A 14,123-nucleotide genomic window follows, 5' to 3' on the forward strand; every position below is an offset into this window, starting at 1 on the left:
TCCAGGCTGCCTTAGATGAAGGCCAGGTCGTGATGCCGGATCACGTCCTCCAGCCATTCCTTGCTATGGCCGAAACGGTAGCCGAGCGCCTTGGCGCGCGCGGTGTCGAGCACCAGGGGCGTGGCGAAATCGAAGGGCGAGAGCAGTCCCGGCGCCTGCGCGGCCACTTTCAGGCTGCGCGGGGTTTCGTCGAGCACGTCGGCGATCCGCGCGTGCAGTTCGCAGGCCGACAGGGCGCCGTCGGAGGCGGCATTGACCGGGCCACGGAAGTCCTGCATGCCGGCCCAGGCAAGGAAATCGGCTGCTTCCTGGGCTTCCATGAACGAGACCCTGGCTGCAGCGTCGGCGTAGCGCAGGGTGCCTTTCATGCGCACCAGGTCGACATAGTGGGCCAGGCGGCCGGTGAAGTCTTCCGGCCCGCCCAGTACGTGGGCCAGGCGCACGGTCGCCAGCGGCAGGCTGCCGTCGCGCACCAGGTAGGCCTCGGCCTGCACCTTGCCGGCCACGTAGCTTTCGATCGCGCGCGCCGGGTCGTGCCACGGATACGTCGTGTCGATCGGCTGCGCCAGTACCGGCAGGTCGCTTTCGCGGAAGGCCTCGCGCGGAGCGGCCTCGCGGTAGGCATCGATGGTGGAAGTCATGACATAGCGTCCGACCTTGCCGGCGAAGACGCGTACCGAGATCGCGGCGTCCAGCGGCGAATAGCACATCTGGTCGTAGACGACGTCGAAACGGGCGTCGCGGAAGGCGTTGCGCATCGCATGTTCGTTGCGGCGGTCGACGCGGATGCGCGCGATCCGCTTGCCGAACGGGTCCGGAGCGTAGCCGCGGGTGGCAATGGTCACGCTGTGGCCCGCGCGCAGCAGGCGCTGGACGAGGAGTTTGCCGAAATAACGGGTACCGCCGATCACCAGTATATTTTTTGGCATGACTTTTCCTTATTGGATCGAGTATATTTTCTGCAAAGCAGCAAAAACCTTCAACCGAGAAAAAGTACAGACGTTGAATAAGAAAAACTTATGCATGGAGGCGGCATGAAGCCGTTGCGAAGCCTGTCGGGCCTGATCGACTTCGACTGCGCCGCGCGGTGGGGCAGCTTCAAGCTGGCCGCGCGCGAGCTGCACAAGACCCCTGCGGCGGTCAGCCTGCAGGTGAAGCAGCTCGAAGAAAACGTTGGCTTCCCGCTGTTTGTGCGCCATCCGCGCCACATCTCGCTGACCGAGAAGGGCCAGGAGCTGGCGATCGCCACCAGCCGCATGCTGGCCGACCTGCGCGCCAAGCTTGCGGCGCTGCAGCGGGGCGACGAAGAGGCCGTGCTGCGCATCTCGACCACGCATTCGTTCGCGATCAAGTGGCTGGTGCCGCGCATGCACCGCTTCACCAAGCTGTATCCGGAGCTCGATATCCGGATCGATTCCAACGATGCGCCGGTCGACCTGCAGGCCGACAGTACCGACGTCGCGATCCGCTATGGCCAGGTAACCGAGGGCGATGCGACGGTGCTGTTCCGCGAGCGCCTGGTGCCGGTGTACAGCCCCGAGCTGCTGGGGCCCGGACAGGAGGCCTTGGGCCTGGCCGACCTGCCGCAGCATCACCTGCTGGTGGTGCAGTCGCCCGAGGCGTGGCTGCAGCTGCTCAACGAGAACCGCGCGCTCAAGGGCAAGTACGATTTTTCGCGCGTATACACGCACTGGGGCGTGCTGGTGCAGGCCGCGGTGGCGGGGCAGGGCGTGGCCCTGGTGCCCTACGGGATTGCGTTCGAGGACATCAAGTCGGGTGCGCTGAGGCAGATTCCGTGTAGGAGCGCGCGCTTCGAGAGCGGCTACCGTTTCCTGGTCAATCCGCACAAGGAGCACATGCTCAAGGTGCAGCGCTTCCGGGAGTGGATGGTGGCCGAGATGCGCGAGATGGAGGCGACCCTGGACCGGCGCTGATTCTGTCGGACGATACAAAAACGGCAGCCCGCGGGCTGCCGTTTTCATTGGTAGGACTGCTTGATTACTTCACGCCGTGCATCAGTTTCTGGATGAGCGGTGCGAGGAGGAACAGCAGCACGCCGCCGCCCAGCAGGATCCAGAAGCCGAAGGTGTAGCCGTCCAGGGCCGAGGCCACCGACATGCCGCTCTCGCCCGAGACGTGCGAGGCAAAGATGCCCGACAGGTTGTTGCCGATACCGGTCGACAGGAACCAGCCGCCCATGCCCAGGCCGACCAGGCGGGTCGGCGCCAGCTTGGTCACCATCGACAGGCCGATTGGCGACAAGCACAGCTCACCGATCGACTGGATCACGTAGACCATGAACAGGGTCCAGAACGGGATCTTGCCCTGGTCGTCGATCAGCTGGGTCAGTGCGTACATCAGCAGGCCGAAGGCGAGGCCGTTGAAGATGATGCCGAGGCCGAACTTGCGCGGGATCGACGGGTTCACGTTGCGCTTGCCCATGGCGACCCAGATCGCAGCGATGATCGGCGCAAATACGATGATGGCCACCGAGTTAACCGACTGGAACCAGGCCACCGGGAAGATCTTCTCGCCGAAGTTACGGTTGACGATCTGGTCGGCCAGGAAGGTGAAGGAGCTGCCTGCCTGTTCGAAGAAGCACCAGAACAGGATGTTGAAGAAGAAGATGATCATCATGGCGATGGTCTTGTCGCGCGACACCTTGCCTTCGCGGACGCCTTCGACGATCAGCATCAGGGCCAGGATGATGAACAGGATCGACAGCACGATCTGCAGGTTGGCGGCGCCGGCCTGCAGCAGCAGATAGACGCCCGGGATCACCACCAGCGAGCCGACGATGACACCGATCAGGCGCTTCGGGCTGGCCAGTTCACCGACCGGGGCGCCGATGCCCTTGAGCTGCTTGCGGCCGATGTAGAACCAGACCAGTGCGATCAGCATGCCCACGCCCGAGGCGAAGAACACCGCCTTGTAGGCCGGGAAGGCGCCATCGCTCAGACGCTCTGCCAGTTCACCAGTAATGATCGGTGCGAAGAAAGCGCCGGCATTGATGCCCATGTAGAAGATGGTGAAGCCCGAATCGCGACGGGTGTCGTTCAGCGCGTACAGCTGGCCAACCATGGCCGAGATGTTCGGCTTGAACATGCCGTTGCCGACGATGATGGTTGCCAGGCCGAGCTTGAAGATGTCCTGGTTCGGCAGGGTGATCATGAACAGGCCGGCTGCCATGAAGATCGCGCCGACGAGGATCGAACGCTGGTAGCCGATGACGCGGTCGGCAATGAAGCCGCCGAACACGGCGCCGGCATACACCAGCGCCAGGTAGGAACCGTAGGTCAGGTTGGCGTCGGCCTGGCCGACGGCATTGCCGCCGTAGAACTGGGCGACGATGTAGAGCACCAGGGCCCAACGGATGCCGTAGAACGCGAAGCGTTCCCAGAACTCGGTCATGAACAGCATCCACAACGGAGCTGGATGGCCCATGATCTGCTTGAATTCTGGGATCGGTCCCTTGGCTGAAGTAGCTGCACCGCTCATGCGGTTCCTCCCGAAATGTAGTTATCTGACTTGGTGGTTTTGTATGGAATTGCCATATGCACGGAAATTCCAGTTGGCACGCATTTTAGTGTAAATCGGTCATCGCAAGCGAACTTTTTCTGGATGTGGTATTGACGGCCGAAAACGGGACGATTTGCCTATGAGCCTTGTCCCAATCGGGGCGCAAAAGCTTGCGCTTTGGCGTATATTGGCAACCAGGCCAGTCCGTTTTACCGTTCGAAAGGGATAACAAAACCATGACCCATGAAGTAATCGACGCACTCATCTCTCCGGAAGGCCGCCTCGAAGTCCTGTCGAAAGCCGAAGTCGCCAAGCTGCTCGACACCAGCAAGAGCGGTTTGTACGATATCTTCCGCAAATGCGCGCTCGCCGTGCTCAATTCCGGCAGCTCGATCGACGATGGCAAGGAACTGCTGGAACGCTACCGCGATTTCGATATCAGCATTCTCCAGCGCGAGCGCGGCATCAAGCTCGACATCCGCAGCGCGCCGGCCCACGCCTTCGTGGACGGCAAAATGATCCGCGGTATCCACGAGCACCTGTTCTCGGTGCTGCGCGATATCGTCTACGTCCATTTCGAAGTCACCGACAATCCGAAATTCGACCTGAACCGCCCGGAAGGCATTACCGACGCGGTGTTCCATATCCTGCGCAATGCCAACGTGTTCCAGCCGCAGCGCAATCCGAACATGGTCGTGTGCTGGGGCGGCCATTCGATCAACCGGGTCGAATACAACTACACCAAGGAAGTCGGCTACGCGCTCGGTCTGCGCGAGCTCGATATCTGCACCGGCTGCGGCCCGGGCGCCATGAAGGGCCCGATGAAGGGCGCAGCGATCGGCCATTCGAAGCAGCGCATCAAGGGTGGACGCTATCTCGGCATTTCCGAACCGGGCATCATCGCCGCCGAATCGCCGAATCCGATCGTGAACGACCTGGTGATCATGCCGGATATCGAAAAGCGCCTCGAAGCCTTTGTGCGCACCGGTCACGGCATCATCGTGTTCCCGGGCGGCGCCGGCACCGCCGAGGAAATCCTGTATATCCTCGGTCTCCTGCTGCATCCGGAAAACGCCGAAATGCCTTTCCCGCTGATCTTTACCGGTCCGGCGACGGCGCGCGCGTATTTCGAGCAGATCGACCAGTTCATCGGCCTGACGCTCGGCGCCCAGGCGCAGAAGCGCTACAAGATCATCATCGACGATCCGGACGCGGTGGCGCAGGAAATGTATGCCGGCATCAAGATGGTGCGCGAATTCCGCAAGGCGCACAGCGATGCCTATTACTTCAACTGGCGCCTGAAGATCGATCCGGAATTCCAGAAGCCCTTCCGTCCGACCCACGAAAACATGCGCAACCTGAAACTGCACCGCAACCAGGAATCGCACGAGCTGGCGGCCAACCTGCGCCGCGCATTCTCGGGCATCGTGGCCGGCAACGTGAAGGAAGAGGGCATCCGCGTGATCGAGCAACACGGCAAGTACGAGATCTTCGGCGAAAGCGCCATCATGGGACCGATGGATGCGCTGCTGGCCTCGTTCGTGGAACAGAGTCGCATGAAACTGCCGGGCAAGGCCTATACGCCTTGCTACACCGTGGTCCAATAAACCCATCCGGACGAAAAAAAAGGCAGCCTTGCAGGCTGCCTTTTTTATTCGATGCTTGATGCTCAGTCTTCCTTGCGCAGGTGCGGGAACAGCAGCACGTCGCGGATATTCGGCGAATCGGTGATCAGCATCATCAGGCGGTCGATGCCGATGCCGCAGCCGCCGGCCGGCGGCATGCCGTATTCCAGCGCGCGGATGTAGTCGGCGTCGAAGTACATCGCTTCGTCGTCGCCGGCTTCCTTGGCGGCCACCTGGGACAGGAAGCGCGCGGCCTGGTCTTCCGGATCGTTCAGCTCCGAGAAGCCATTGGCGATCTCGCGGCCCACCATGAACAGCTCGAAGCGCTCGGTGATGCCTTCGCGGCTGTCCGATGCGCGCGCCAGCGGCGACACTTCGACCGGGTAGTCGATGATGAAGGTCGGCTCCCACAGCAGGGCTTCGGCGGTCTCTTCGAACAGCGCCAGCTGCAGCGCGCCCAGGCCTGCGTTGGCGAAGGGCTTCACGCCGAACTTCGTTTTGAGTTCCTGCTTGATGAACTCGGCGTCGTTCAGCTGCACCGAGGTGTAGCCCGGCGCGTACTTGTCGATCGCCTCGACGATGGTCAGGCGCTGGAAGGGCTTGGACAGGTCCAGCTCGCGGCCGCCGTAGGTCAGCACGGCGCTGCCGTTCGAATCGATCGCCGCCTGGCGGATTACCTGTTCGGTGAAGTCCATGATCCACTTGTAGTCGGTGTAGGCCGCATAGAATTCCATCATCGTGAATTCCGGGTTGTGACGGACCGACACGCCTTCGTTGCGGAAGTTGCGGTTGATCTCGAACACGCGGTCGAAACCGCCCACCACCAGGCGCTTCAGGTACAGCTCGGGCGCGATGCGCAGGTACATTTCCATGTCGAGCGCGTTGTGGTGGGTGATGAACGGCTTGGCCGCGGCGCCGCCCGGGATCGGGTGCAGCATCGGGGTCTCGACTTCCATGAAACCGTGCTTCTCCATGAAGCGGCGCATCGACGACATCGCGGCGGTACGCGCCTTGAAGGTGCGGCGCGTTTCTTCGTTCATGATCAGGTCGACGTAGCGCTGGCGGTACTTGGTCTCCTGGTCGGCGAGGCCGTGAAACTTGTCCGGCAGCGGGCGCAGGGCCTTGGAGATCAGGCGCAGCTTGGTGACCTTGATGGTCAGCTCTTCGACCTTGGTCTTGAACAGCGTGCCCTCGACGCCCAGGATGTCGCCCAGGTCGTAGCTGCGCAGCGCTTCCATGGCTTCTTCGCCGGCGCTGTCGACGGTGATGTAGATCTGGATGCGGCCGCTCGCCATCAGGCCCGAGCTGTCCTGCAGGGTCGCGAACGCGGCCTTCTTGCCCGCTTCGCGGCGCAGCATCATGCGGCCGGCCAGCGTCACTGCCACCGGCTCGGCTTCCAGCTCTTCGCGGCTCTTGCCGCCATGGGTTTCGACCAGGTCCGCCGCCTTGTCCTGCGGGACGAAGTCGTTCGGGAAGGGATTGCCCTGCTGGCGCAGCGCGGCCAGCTTGGCGCGGCGCTCGGCCATGATCTTGTTTTCGTCGTGCGCCACGACGGGCGACTGGTCTTGGTTTTCCGTAGTCATGATTGGATAGCAGTTCTTGTTTGGTTCAGGCGAACAGCAGTTCGGCCTTCAGTTCGGAGAAGTCGCGCACGATGGCGATGACGTTGTCGAACGCGGTAAACGCGTCGCGCGGCAGGGTGGTTGTCAGGACCACGCAGCGCATGCCGGCGCGGCGCGCCGCTTCCACGCCCAGCGGTGCGTCTTCGAACACGATGCAGTGTTCGGGCGCCACGCCGCACAGCTCGGCCGCTTTCAGGAACACGTCCGGGTGCGGCTTGCCGCGCGCAACATCGGTAGCGCCGACGATGGCGTCGAAGTGCTTGCGCAGGTCCAGGCCGTCGAGGGTGAACTCGACGTTGGCCGGCGGCGCCGCGGTGCCGACGGCCAGCTTGACGCCGTTCGCTTTCGCCTGCGCGATCAGCCTGTCGAAGCCGTCGACCGTCTTGCGGTGCGGCGCGTACAGCTCGCGGTAGACCGATTCCTTCTCGTGGTTCAGCGCCGCGACCTCGTCATCGAGCAGGTTCGCCCCCAGGTAGCTGCGGATGATCTCGCCGCCCTGGCGGCCAGCCGTCGCCCGGAAGAATTCGTCCGGGTCGATGGCCTGCCCACGGCGCTCGAAGAAGGTGATCCACGAGTCGGTGTGGAAGGCCATGTTGTCGACGATGGTGCCGTCCATGTCGAACAGGAAGGCACGTGGGATTGTCGTCATCGCTTATACGCCCTGCTTGAGCGAGGCCGAGATGAAGTCGTCCAGGTCGCCGTCCAGCACGTTCTTGGTGTTGCCGGTCTCAAAGCCGGTACGCAGGTCCTTGATGCGCGACTGGTCCAGCACGTAGGAGCGGATCTGGTGGCCCCAGCCGACGTCGGTCTTGGAGTCTTCCAGTTTCTGCTGCTCGCTCATGCGGTTACGCAGTTCGAGTTCGTACAGCTTCGCACGCAGCATGTCCCAGGCCTCGGCCTTGTTGCGGTGCTGCGAGCGGTCGTTCTGGCACTGCACCACAATGCCCGACGGGCCGTGCGTCAGGCGCACCGCGGAGTCGGTCTTGTTGATGTGCTGGCCACCCGCACCCGAGGCGCGGTAGGTATCGATGCGCACGTCGGCCGGGTTGATTTCGATTTCGATCGAATCGTCGACTTCCGGGTACACGAACAGCGAGGTGAACGAGGTGTGGCGTCCGTTGGCCGAGTCGAACGGCGACTTGCGCACCAGGCGGTGCACGCCGGTCTCGGTGCGCAGGTGGCCATAGGCATACTCGCCATCGACCTTGATGGTGGCGGTCTTGATGCCCGCAACTTCACCTTCGGACTGTTCCAGGATCTCGGCCTTGAAACCCTTGCGTTCGCAGTAGCGCAGGTACTGGCGCAGCAGCATCGAGGCCCAGTCCTGGGCTTCGGTGCCGCCGGCGCCGGCCTGGATGTCGATGAAGCAGTTCGCATGGTCCATCGGGTTGCTGAACATGCGGCGGAATTCCATCGCTTCGATGGTCTTCTGGATTTCTTCGGCGTCGCTGCCGATCGATTCCAGCGTGCCGTGGTCGCCTTCTTCCTTTGCCATCTCGAACAGGTCGGTGGCGTCGGCCAGGTCGGTCTTCGCTTTCTCGAGCGTCAGCACGACGCCTTCCAGCGCTTTCTTTTCCTTGCCGAGGTCCTGGGCCCGTTTCTGGTCATTCCAGATGGTCGGGTCCTCGAGCTCCTGGTTGACCTGTTCTAGTTTCTCTGACTTGCGATCGAAGTCAAAGATACCTCCGAAGTTCGGCTTCACGGCTGGTCAGGTCGTTCAGCAGGGCGGAAATGGCGTTGATGCGTTCAGCTTCCATGGTCTTTGGCAGTCTTCTGAATAGGTTGAATCGAACCCTAGATTATACCCCAAGGCGCGATCGGAATCGCTTGGCGCGGGCTGTCTGCTTGCTTCGCCCCTTCTTGCTGCCTTATCATCGACCGGTTTTGTACTCCGGATTCGTCATGGCCCCTCGCTTTTCTTGCAAATTCTGCATCGCGCTCGTCCCCGTGCTCATGAGCAGCCCCGTCCTCGCAGCCAAGGCCCCCAGGGCTGGCACCACGGCCCTGCTGGCGGTGCTGGAGACGACCGACCTGCATTCGAACGTGGTCGGCTATGACTACTACAAGCTGGCGCCCGAACCCTCGCATGGCCTGGACCGCACCGCCACCCTGATCCACCAGGCGCGCAAGGAATTCCCGAACACGCTCCTGCTCGACAATGGCGACACCATCCAGGGCAACGCGCTGGCGGATTACCAGGCGCAGGTGAAGCCGCTGGGCTGCGGCGAAACGCTCGGCATCTACAAGATCATGAACGGCCTGAAGTTCGATGGCGCCGGCGTCGGTAACCACGAATTCAATTATGGCCTGGCCTACCTGAACCAGGTGACCGGCAGCCGTTTCCAGGTCAAGGGTGTCGAGCAGCCGAAGAAGTGCGCCGGCCCGGCCTTCCCGATGGTGCTGGCCAACGTCTACAGCGCGCAGACGAAGCAGCCGCTGTTTTCTCCCTACGCCATCATCGACAAGCAGGTCGATGCGCTCGACGCCGCGGGCAAACCGGTGAAAACCGTGGTGCGCGTCGGGATCATCGGTTTCACGCCACCCACCATCATGGAATGGGACAAGCGCTGGCTCGACGGCCGCGTGTACACCACCGGCATCCGCGAGGCGGCGCAGAAGTACGTGCCCGAGATGCGCAGGAAGGGCGCCGACCTGGTCATCGCGATCTCGCACGGCGGCCTGGACGCCAGCCCCTACACGCCGGCCATGGAAAACGCCAACTGGTACCTCGCCCAGGTGCCGGACATCGACGCCATGCTGCTCGGCCACTCGCACCAGCTCTTCCCCAGCAAGGACAGCACGGCGCCGCAGTTCAACCTGCCGGGCGTGGACAAGGCCAGGGGCCTGGTGCACGGCGTGCCGACCGTGATGGCCAACCTGTGGGGCAAGCACCTGGGCGTTGTTCAGCTGCACCTGAAGCATGACGGCAAGCGCTGGATGGTGGAGCGCGACAAGACCCTCGTCGAGGCGCGCGCGGCGCAGACCGGCGCCAAGGCGTACGTCGAGGCCGATCCGGCCGTCATGGCGTTGGTGAAGGATGAGCACGAAGCGACCATCCGTTATGTGAAGACTCCGGTCGGCTCGACCGAGTTCCGCATGTCGAGCTACTTCGCCGACGTGGGCGACATCTCGGCATTGCAGACCGTGAACCAGGCGCAGACCGAGTACGTGCGCGCCTTTGTCGCCACCAACCTGCCGCAGTACAAGGACCTGCCGGTGCTGTCCGTGACGGCGCCCTTCAAGAGCGGCGTGGCCGGCCCGAGCGACTACACGGACGCGAAGGCGGGCGATCTGGCCCTGAACAATGCGGCCGATCTGTACCTCTACCCGAATGCGCTGTATGCCGTGAAGGTGAACGGCGCCCAGTTGAAAGCCTGGCTGGAAAAGGCGGCCCAGCGTTTCAACACCATCGACCCGGCAAAGGCGGAGCCGCAACAGCTGGTGAACCTGGCCGTGCCGAGCTATAACTTCGACACGATTACCTCGCCGGACGTGCGCTACGAGATCGACGTGACGCGCGCGCCGGGCGAGCGTATCCGCAACCTGTCATGGCGCGGCAAGCCGGTGGAGCCAGGCCAGGAATTCCTGGTCGCGACGAATAACTACCGCGCCAGCGGCGGCGGCCACTTCCCGGGCCTGGACGGCAGCAAGACCGTGATTGCGTCGCCCGACAACAACCGCGACGTCATGATCGCCTACGTGCGCGCAGCCAAGCGCCTGACCCGTGTCGCCAATGCTTCCAACCGCAGCTGGCGTTTCGTGCCGGTCAAGACCGCCGGCCCCGTGGTGTTCTCGTCGGCGCCGGGCATGGTCGAACTCGCGCACGACGCGGGCCTGCACAACGTCAGCCAGGTGGCCGCCGACGACGGCCGCGGCAAGGGCATGGCGCTGTACGCAATCGACCTGTCGAAATGAAGCGCTTGCTGGCGGCTGCGCTGGCCGCTTTGCTGATGATCCAGCCGGCCCTGGCCCAGCATGGCGAGGAGGGCGACCTGGCGCTGCGCCGCGCGCTGACTTACCGCGACAATGGGAACCCTTCACTGGCCGCGCACTGGCTCGGCGTCGCCGCGGCGCGCGGCATGCCCGAGGCGATGTTCCTGCTGGCGAACATGCTGCTGGAAGGGGATGGGGTGCCGAAGGACGAAGCGGCCGCCAGACGCTGGCTCGAGGCGGCGACCGAGCAGGATTATCCGGAGGCCTGGCAGCAGCTGGGGATGATGGAAAAGGATCCGGAGAAGGCGGGGCAGTATTTCCGGAGGGCGGCGCATGCGCTCACCCACCGGGGTGAGCTCAAGCGCTAAAGCCAGGCCGCTACTTTAGTGCAGCTGCTTCTTCTCCGGCTGCACCAGCACGAACGGGCTCACCACCGACGCCCATAGCGTGGCATCGGATTCCGTCCAGGTCTGCGCCTGCAGGTCGCTGACCTTGGCCACGCTGCCCGCCGCCATCCACTTCGTGATGCTTTCCTTGTCGTCGTGCGCGATGCGCAGGGCCACGTCGATCAGGTCCAGTTCCTCGCTCACATAGATCACCGAGCCGCTGGCGAAATGGCGGGACAGTTCGCTCCACTGGATGCGGCCGGTCTCGCGGTTGATCTTGTCGTGCAGTTCGGTGTCTTTCTCGGGATTCGTCTTCATACGTTTCTACAATCTAGATGATCTCGACCGCCGGTTGCGGCGAGCCCGCCCATGTTAACCGATAGGTCTGCGCCTTGCGCACATTGCCCACCAGTGCGGGCCGGAAGCAGGCGAGGCAGGTGCCGCCGGGGTCGCGCACGCTCGGATAGATCACGCCCATCGAGCCATGCTCGAGCAGCTCGGCGGCCAGCGCCTGCGACGCAAGGTAGCTGCTTGGGTCGAGGCAGCCTTGATAGGCGTCCTTTCCGCGCAGGTCGTGGAAGCCTGCGCTGAAGTCGGCCAGCAGCATCTGGTAGCTGACGCTGTCGTCGAAGCGGGCGATCTCGGCGTACTCGACCGTCTTGTGGAAGATGACCTCGGCGAGGGCCGTCTCGGCCGCGAAGGCGCAATACCAGGCGCCCCGTTCGCCGTCATTGAAGCGGCTGCCTTCCGGGCGCGCATAGGTGAAGGCGGCATTGATGATGCGGAAGTTGGGCACGCCGAACACCAGTTCGTCCATGCCGATCCCGGGCAGCAGGCCGGATTCGCCGCGCAGGCGCTCATTGGTGGCGTTGTCGAGGTCGAACAGGTCGCGCAGGATGCGGTCGTTGTCTGCCAGCGGCGCCAGCACGGAATCCTCGACATCGGCAAAGCGCGAGGGGATCAGGCGGCAGGTGTCGTACTGGCGCAGCTGGGTGAGTTTATGCAGCGGCAAGATCAGAGACCTCCGCGGCGTGCATCCAAGAGCTTGCGCACCGTTTGCATGGCGATCAGGCCGCCGCCCAGCATGTAGGCCAGCGGCGTGCGGCCGCCGAAGACCTGGTTGGTGTTCGGCAGGTGGATCCATTCGTCGGCGAGCTTGTCGCCGTACAGGATGTGCAGGGCTTTATAAATCCCCAGCAGGTAGGAAACGCGCGTAATGCGGTCGACTTCTAGCACGCGGTCGGGATTCTTCTTCCAGTCGTACCAGGACGAGGACGAGAGGCCGCCGAGCAGCTCGCGCGCATCGTCGTCGCGCAACTGCCAGCTTGCGGCCAGCTTGAAAAAGCCCAGCAGGGCCGAACGCGACAGGCGCTCGCGCTCGGACCGTGAATTCAGGTCGACCAGCACCGCCGGCTCGAAGCGGCTCTTGGGGTAGGAGTAGGCTAGGCTCATGGTGTTCTCCGTAATTGGAGCCTTTATACTCCGATTCCGGACCGATTGCAACTACCGGTTGTCAGTCGTGTTGACCCATGACAGAATCGTTAATCTTTCCATATAGAAAAGGCTTAGGGAGGTTTTCGGATGCGCCAAGGTTTGCTTTCCACATCTCTCATGCTGATCGCGGCACTGGTCAGCACAGGCAGTTCGGCCAGGGAAACGAACGCCGAGCTCAAAAAACAGGTCATCGAAGCCGAACGTGGATTCGCCGCCACCATGAAGGCGCGCGATTTCGACGGCTTCACCCGCTACATCGCGGACGAAGCGATCTTCTTCGGGGCCGAGGGGCCGCTGCGCGGCAAAGGGGCGATCGCCAGGGGCTGGCGCCAGTTCTACGACAAGCCGCAGGCGCCGTTCTCGTGGGAGCCGGAAGAGGTCGAAGTGGTGGATTCGGGCACGCTGGCCTATAGCGGCGGTCCGATCTACAACGCGCAAGGACAGCGCATCGGCCGCTTCAATTCGGTCTGGCGCCTGAAGGCGCCGGGACAGTGGGAAGTGGTGTTCGACCGCGGCTCGGACTTCGGCCCGCCGCAGCAGAAAAAATAAGCTGCCGCGTCAAGCCTGGCCGTGCATCTCGCGAAACAGGGCTGGACTCACGCCATAGCGGCGGACGAAAGCCTTCGACATCTGCCCGGCCGTCGCATAGCCGCACCTGGCAGCGATTTCCTTGAGTGAAGCGACGCTTGGCAGCAGCGCGCGGGCGCGGTCCAGGCGCATCGTTTCGATGAAATGCGCCGGCGTTTGCCCGGTGGCGTCCAGGAACTTGCGATGAAAACTGCGCGCCGACATGCCGGCACGGTCGGCCAGCAGGCTGACTTCGAGCGGCTGGTCCAGGCGCTCGCCGATCCAGTCCAGCAGCGCCGCGAAGCCATGCGTGGCCTTCGACTGCGCACCCAACACGGGACTGAACTGCGACTGGTAGCCGGGCCGCCGCGCATACACCACCAGCATCCTGGCCACGCTATTGGCCACCGCTTCGCCCAGGTCGCGCGCCACCAGCGCCATGCACATGTCGATGCCGGTAGTGATGCCGGCCGAGGTCCATACCTTGCCGTCTTCCACGTAGAGCGCGTCCGGATCCACCGTCAGGGCCGGGTAGGCGCGGGCGAGCAGTTCCGTTCCCTCCCAGTGGGTGGCGACGCGCTGGCGGGTGACCAGGCCCAGGTGGGCGAGGGCGAAGGCGCCGGTACACACCGAACCGTAGCGGCGTGACCTGGCGCAGGCGCGCGCCATCCAGTCGGCGAAGCGGGCATCGCGCGCCAGCGAGGAGAGACCCGCCTTGTTCCCGCCCGCGATCAGGACCGTGTCGAAGGAGCCGGGGTCTAGTTCGCCAATCGCTTCGGTCAGCAGCCTGACGCCGCTGCCCGAGGCGACCGCGCCGCCGCGCGGCGAAAGAATGTGAATCTGGTAGCTGGGGTGGCCTGCGGCCTCGTTGGCCGCTGAGAAGACGCTGGCAGGACCGGTGACGTCGAGGGCCTGGACGCCATCGAAGGCAATCAGGGCAATCTGGCGGAGTGGGTGCATTGGCAGGATTTAACCAG

General features: G+C 63.5%; 14 protein-coding genes. 5 read left to right on the forward strand and 9 right to left on the reverse strand.

The window, feature by feature from the left end; genetic code table 11:
• Positions 1–11: 11 nt before the first annotated feature.
• Positions 12–929: an NAD-dependent epimerase/dehydratase family protein gene (locus LK542_RS07305; RefSeq protein WP_227811378.1), complete on the reverse strand. Its 918-nt coding sequence runs from the start codon at positions 927–929 to the stop codon at positions 12–14.
• 105 nt (positions 930–1,034) lie between these two features.
• Here LK542_RS07305 and LK542_RS07310 point away from each other — a divergent pair, with 105 nt between their 5' ends.
• A complete protein-coding gene (locus LK542_RS07310) occupies positions 1,035–1,934 on the forward strand; it encodes a LysR substrate-binding domain-containing protein (protein ID WP_227811379.1) in 900 nt (299 codons plus the stop codon).
• 64 nt (positions 1,935–1,998) lie between these two features.
• On the opposite strand, the gene LK542_RS07315 is transcribed toward LK542_RS07310, so the two are convergent.
• Positions 1,999–3,498 (reverse strand): peptide MFS transporter, encoded by a 1,500-nt coding sequence (locus tag LK542_RS07315; protein ID WP_227803155.1) that lies wholly within the window; start codon positions 3,496–3,498, stop codon positions 1,999–2,001.
• Between the two features lie 257 nt (positions 3,499–3,755).
• On the opposite strand from LK542_RS07315, the gene ppnN reads away from it, so the two are divergent.
• Positions 3,756–5,126, forward strand: coding sequence for a nucleotide 5'-monophosphate nucleosidase PpnN (ppnN, locus tag LK542_RS07320; RefSeq protein ID WP_227811380.1), 1,371 nt, complete (start codon positions 3,756–3,758; stop codon positions 5,124–5,126).
• Positions 5,127–5,188: 62 nt separating this feature from the next.
• Here ppnN and lysS read toward each other — a convergent pair whose 3' ends face one another.
• The 3 genes from lysS to prfB form a co-directional block, all read right to left on the reverse strand.
• Complete coding sequence (lysS, locus tag LK542_RS07325; protein WP_227811381.1) at positions 5,189–6,727, reverse strand: lysine--tRNA ligase; 1,539 nt, start codon at positions 6,725–6,727, stop codon at positions 5,189–5,191.
• 25 nt (positions 6,728–6,752) lie between these two features.
• Positions 6,753–7,415, reverse strand: coding sequence for an HAD family phosphatase (locus LK542_RS07330; protein WP_227811382.1), 663 nt, complete (start codon positions 7,413–7,415; stop codon positions 6,753–6,755).
• 3 nt (positions 7,416–7,418) lie between these two features.
• Positions 7,419–8,523, reverse strand: a protein-coding gene (prfB, locus tag LK542_RS07335; RefSeq protein WP_227803151.1) for a peptide chain release factor 2 whose coding sequence is annotated in 2 segments (ribosomal slippage) — positions 7,419–8,441 and positions 8,443–8,523 — 1,104 coding nt in all. Because the reading frame shifts where the segments join, the coding sequence is not laid out codon by codon here.
• A gap of 196 nt (positions 8,524–8,719) precedes the next feature.
• On the opposite strand from prfB, the gene LK542_RS07340 reads away from it, so the two are divergent.
• Positions 8,720–10,681, forward strand: coding sequence for a bifunctional 2',3'-cyclic-nucleotide 2'-phosphodiesterase/3'-nucleotidase (locus tag LK542_RS07340; RefSeq protein WP_227811383.1), 1,962 nt, complete (start codon positions 8,720–8,722; stop codon positions 10,679–10,681).
• Positions 10,678–11,067 (forward strand): tetratricopeptide repeat protein, encoded by a 390-nt coding sequence (locus tag LK542_RS07345; RefSeq protein ID WP_227811384.1) that lies wholly within the window; start codon positions 10,678–10,680, stop codon positions 11,065–11,067. The genes LK542_RS07340 and LK542_RS07345 overlap by 4 nt, the downstream gene beginning before the upstream one ends.
• Before the next feature lie 15 nt (positions 11,068–11,082).
• Here the strand turns inward: LK542_RS07345 and LK542_RS07350 are convergent, their stop codons facing one another.
• The 3 genes from LK542_RS07350 to LK542_RS07360 are packed head-to-tail and all read right to left on the reverse strand — an operon-like array spanning position 11,083 to position 12,537.
• Entirely contained in the window at positions 11,083–11,403 is a 321-nt protein-coding gene (locus LK542_RS07350) for a DUF2288 domain-containing protein (protein WP_227803148.1), read from the reverse strand.
• A gap of 13 nt (positions 11,404–11,416) precedes the next feature.
• The gene (locus LK542_RS07355; RefSeq protein ID WP_227811385.1) at positions 11,417–12,097 is read right to left on the reverse strand and encodes an RES family NAD+ phosphorylase; all 681 of its coding nucleotides are present in this window, start codon (positions 12,095–12,097) and stop codon (positions 11,417–11,419) included.
• 2 nt (positions 12,098–12,099) lie between these two features.
• Positions 12,100–12,537, reverse strand: a complete 438-nt coding sequence (locus LK542_RS07360; RefSeq protein WP_227803146.1) for an MbcA/ParS/Xre antitoxin family protein — start codon at positions 12,535–12,537, stop codon at positions 12,100–12,102.
• A 159-nt stretch (positions 12,538–12,696) separates the two neighbouring features.
• Here LK542_RS07360 and LK542_RS07365 point away from each other — a divergent pair, with 159 nt between their 5' ends.
• On the forward strand, positions 12,697–13,128 hold the full coding sequence (locus LK542_RS07365; RefSeq protein ID WP_227811386.1) for a DUF4440 domain-containing protein: 432 nt from the start codon (positions 12,697–12,699) through the stop codon (positions 13,126–13,128).
• A 9-nt stretch (positions 13,129–13,137) separates the two neighbouring features.
• On the opposite strand, the gene LK542_RS07370 is transcribed toward LK542_RS07365, so the two are convergent.
• The gene (locus tag LK542_RS07370) at positions 13,138–14,106 is read right to left on the reverse strand and encodes a GlxA family transcriptional regulator (RefSeq protein WP_227811387.1); all 969 of its coding nucleotides are present in this window, start codon (positions 14,104–14,106) and stop codon (positions 13,138–13,140) included.
• Positions 14,107–14,123 lie beyond the last annotated feature (17 nt).

It is taken from the genome of Massilia sp. IC2-477, from assembly GCF_020707265.1.
Lineage (GTDB): Bacteria > Pseudomonadota > Gammaproteobacteria > Burkholderiales > Burkholderiaceae_D > Telluria.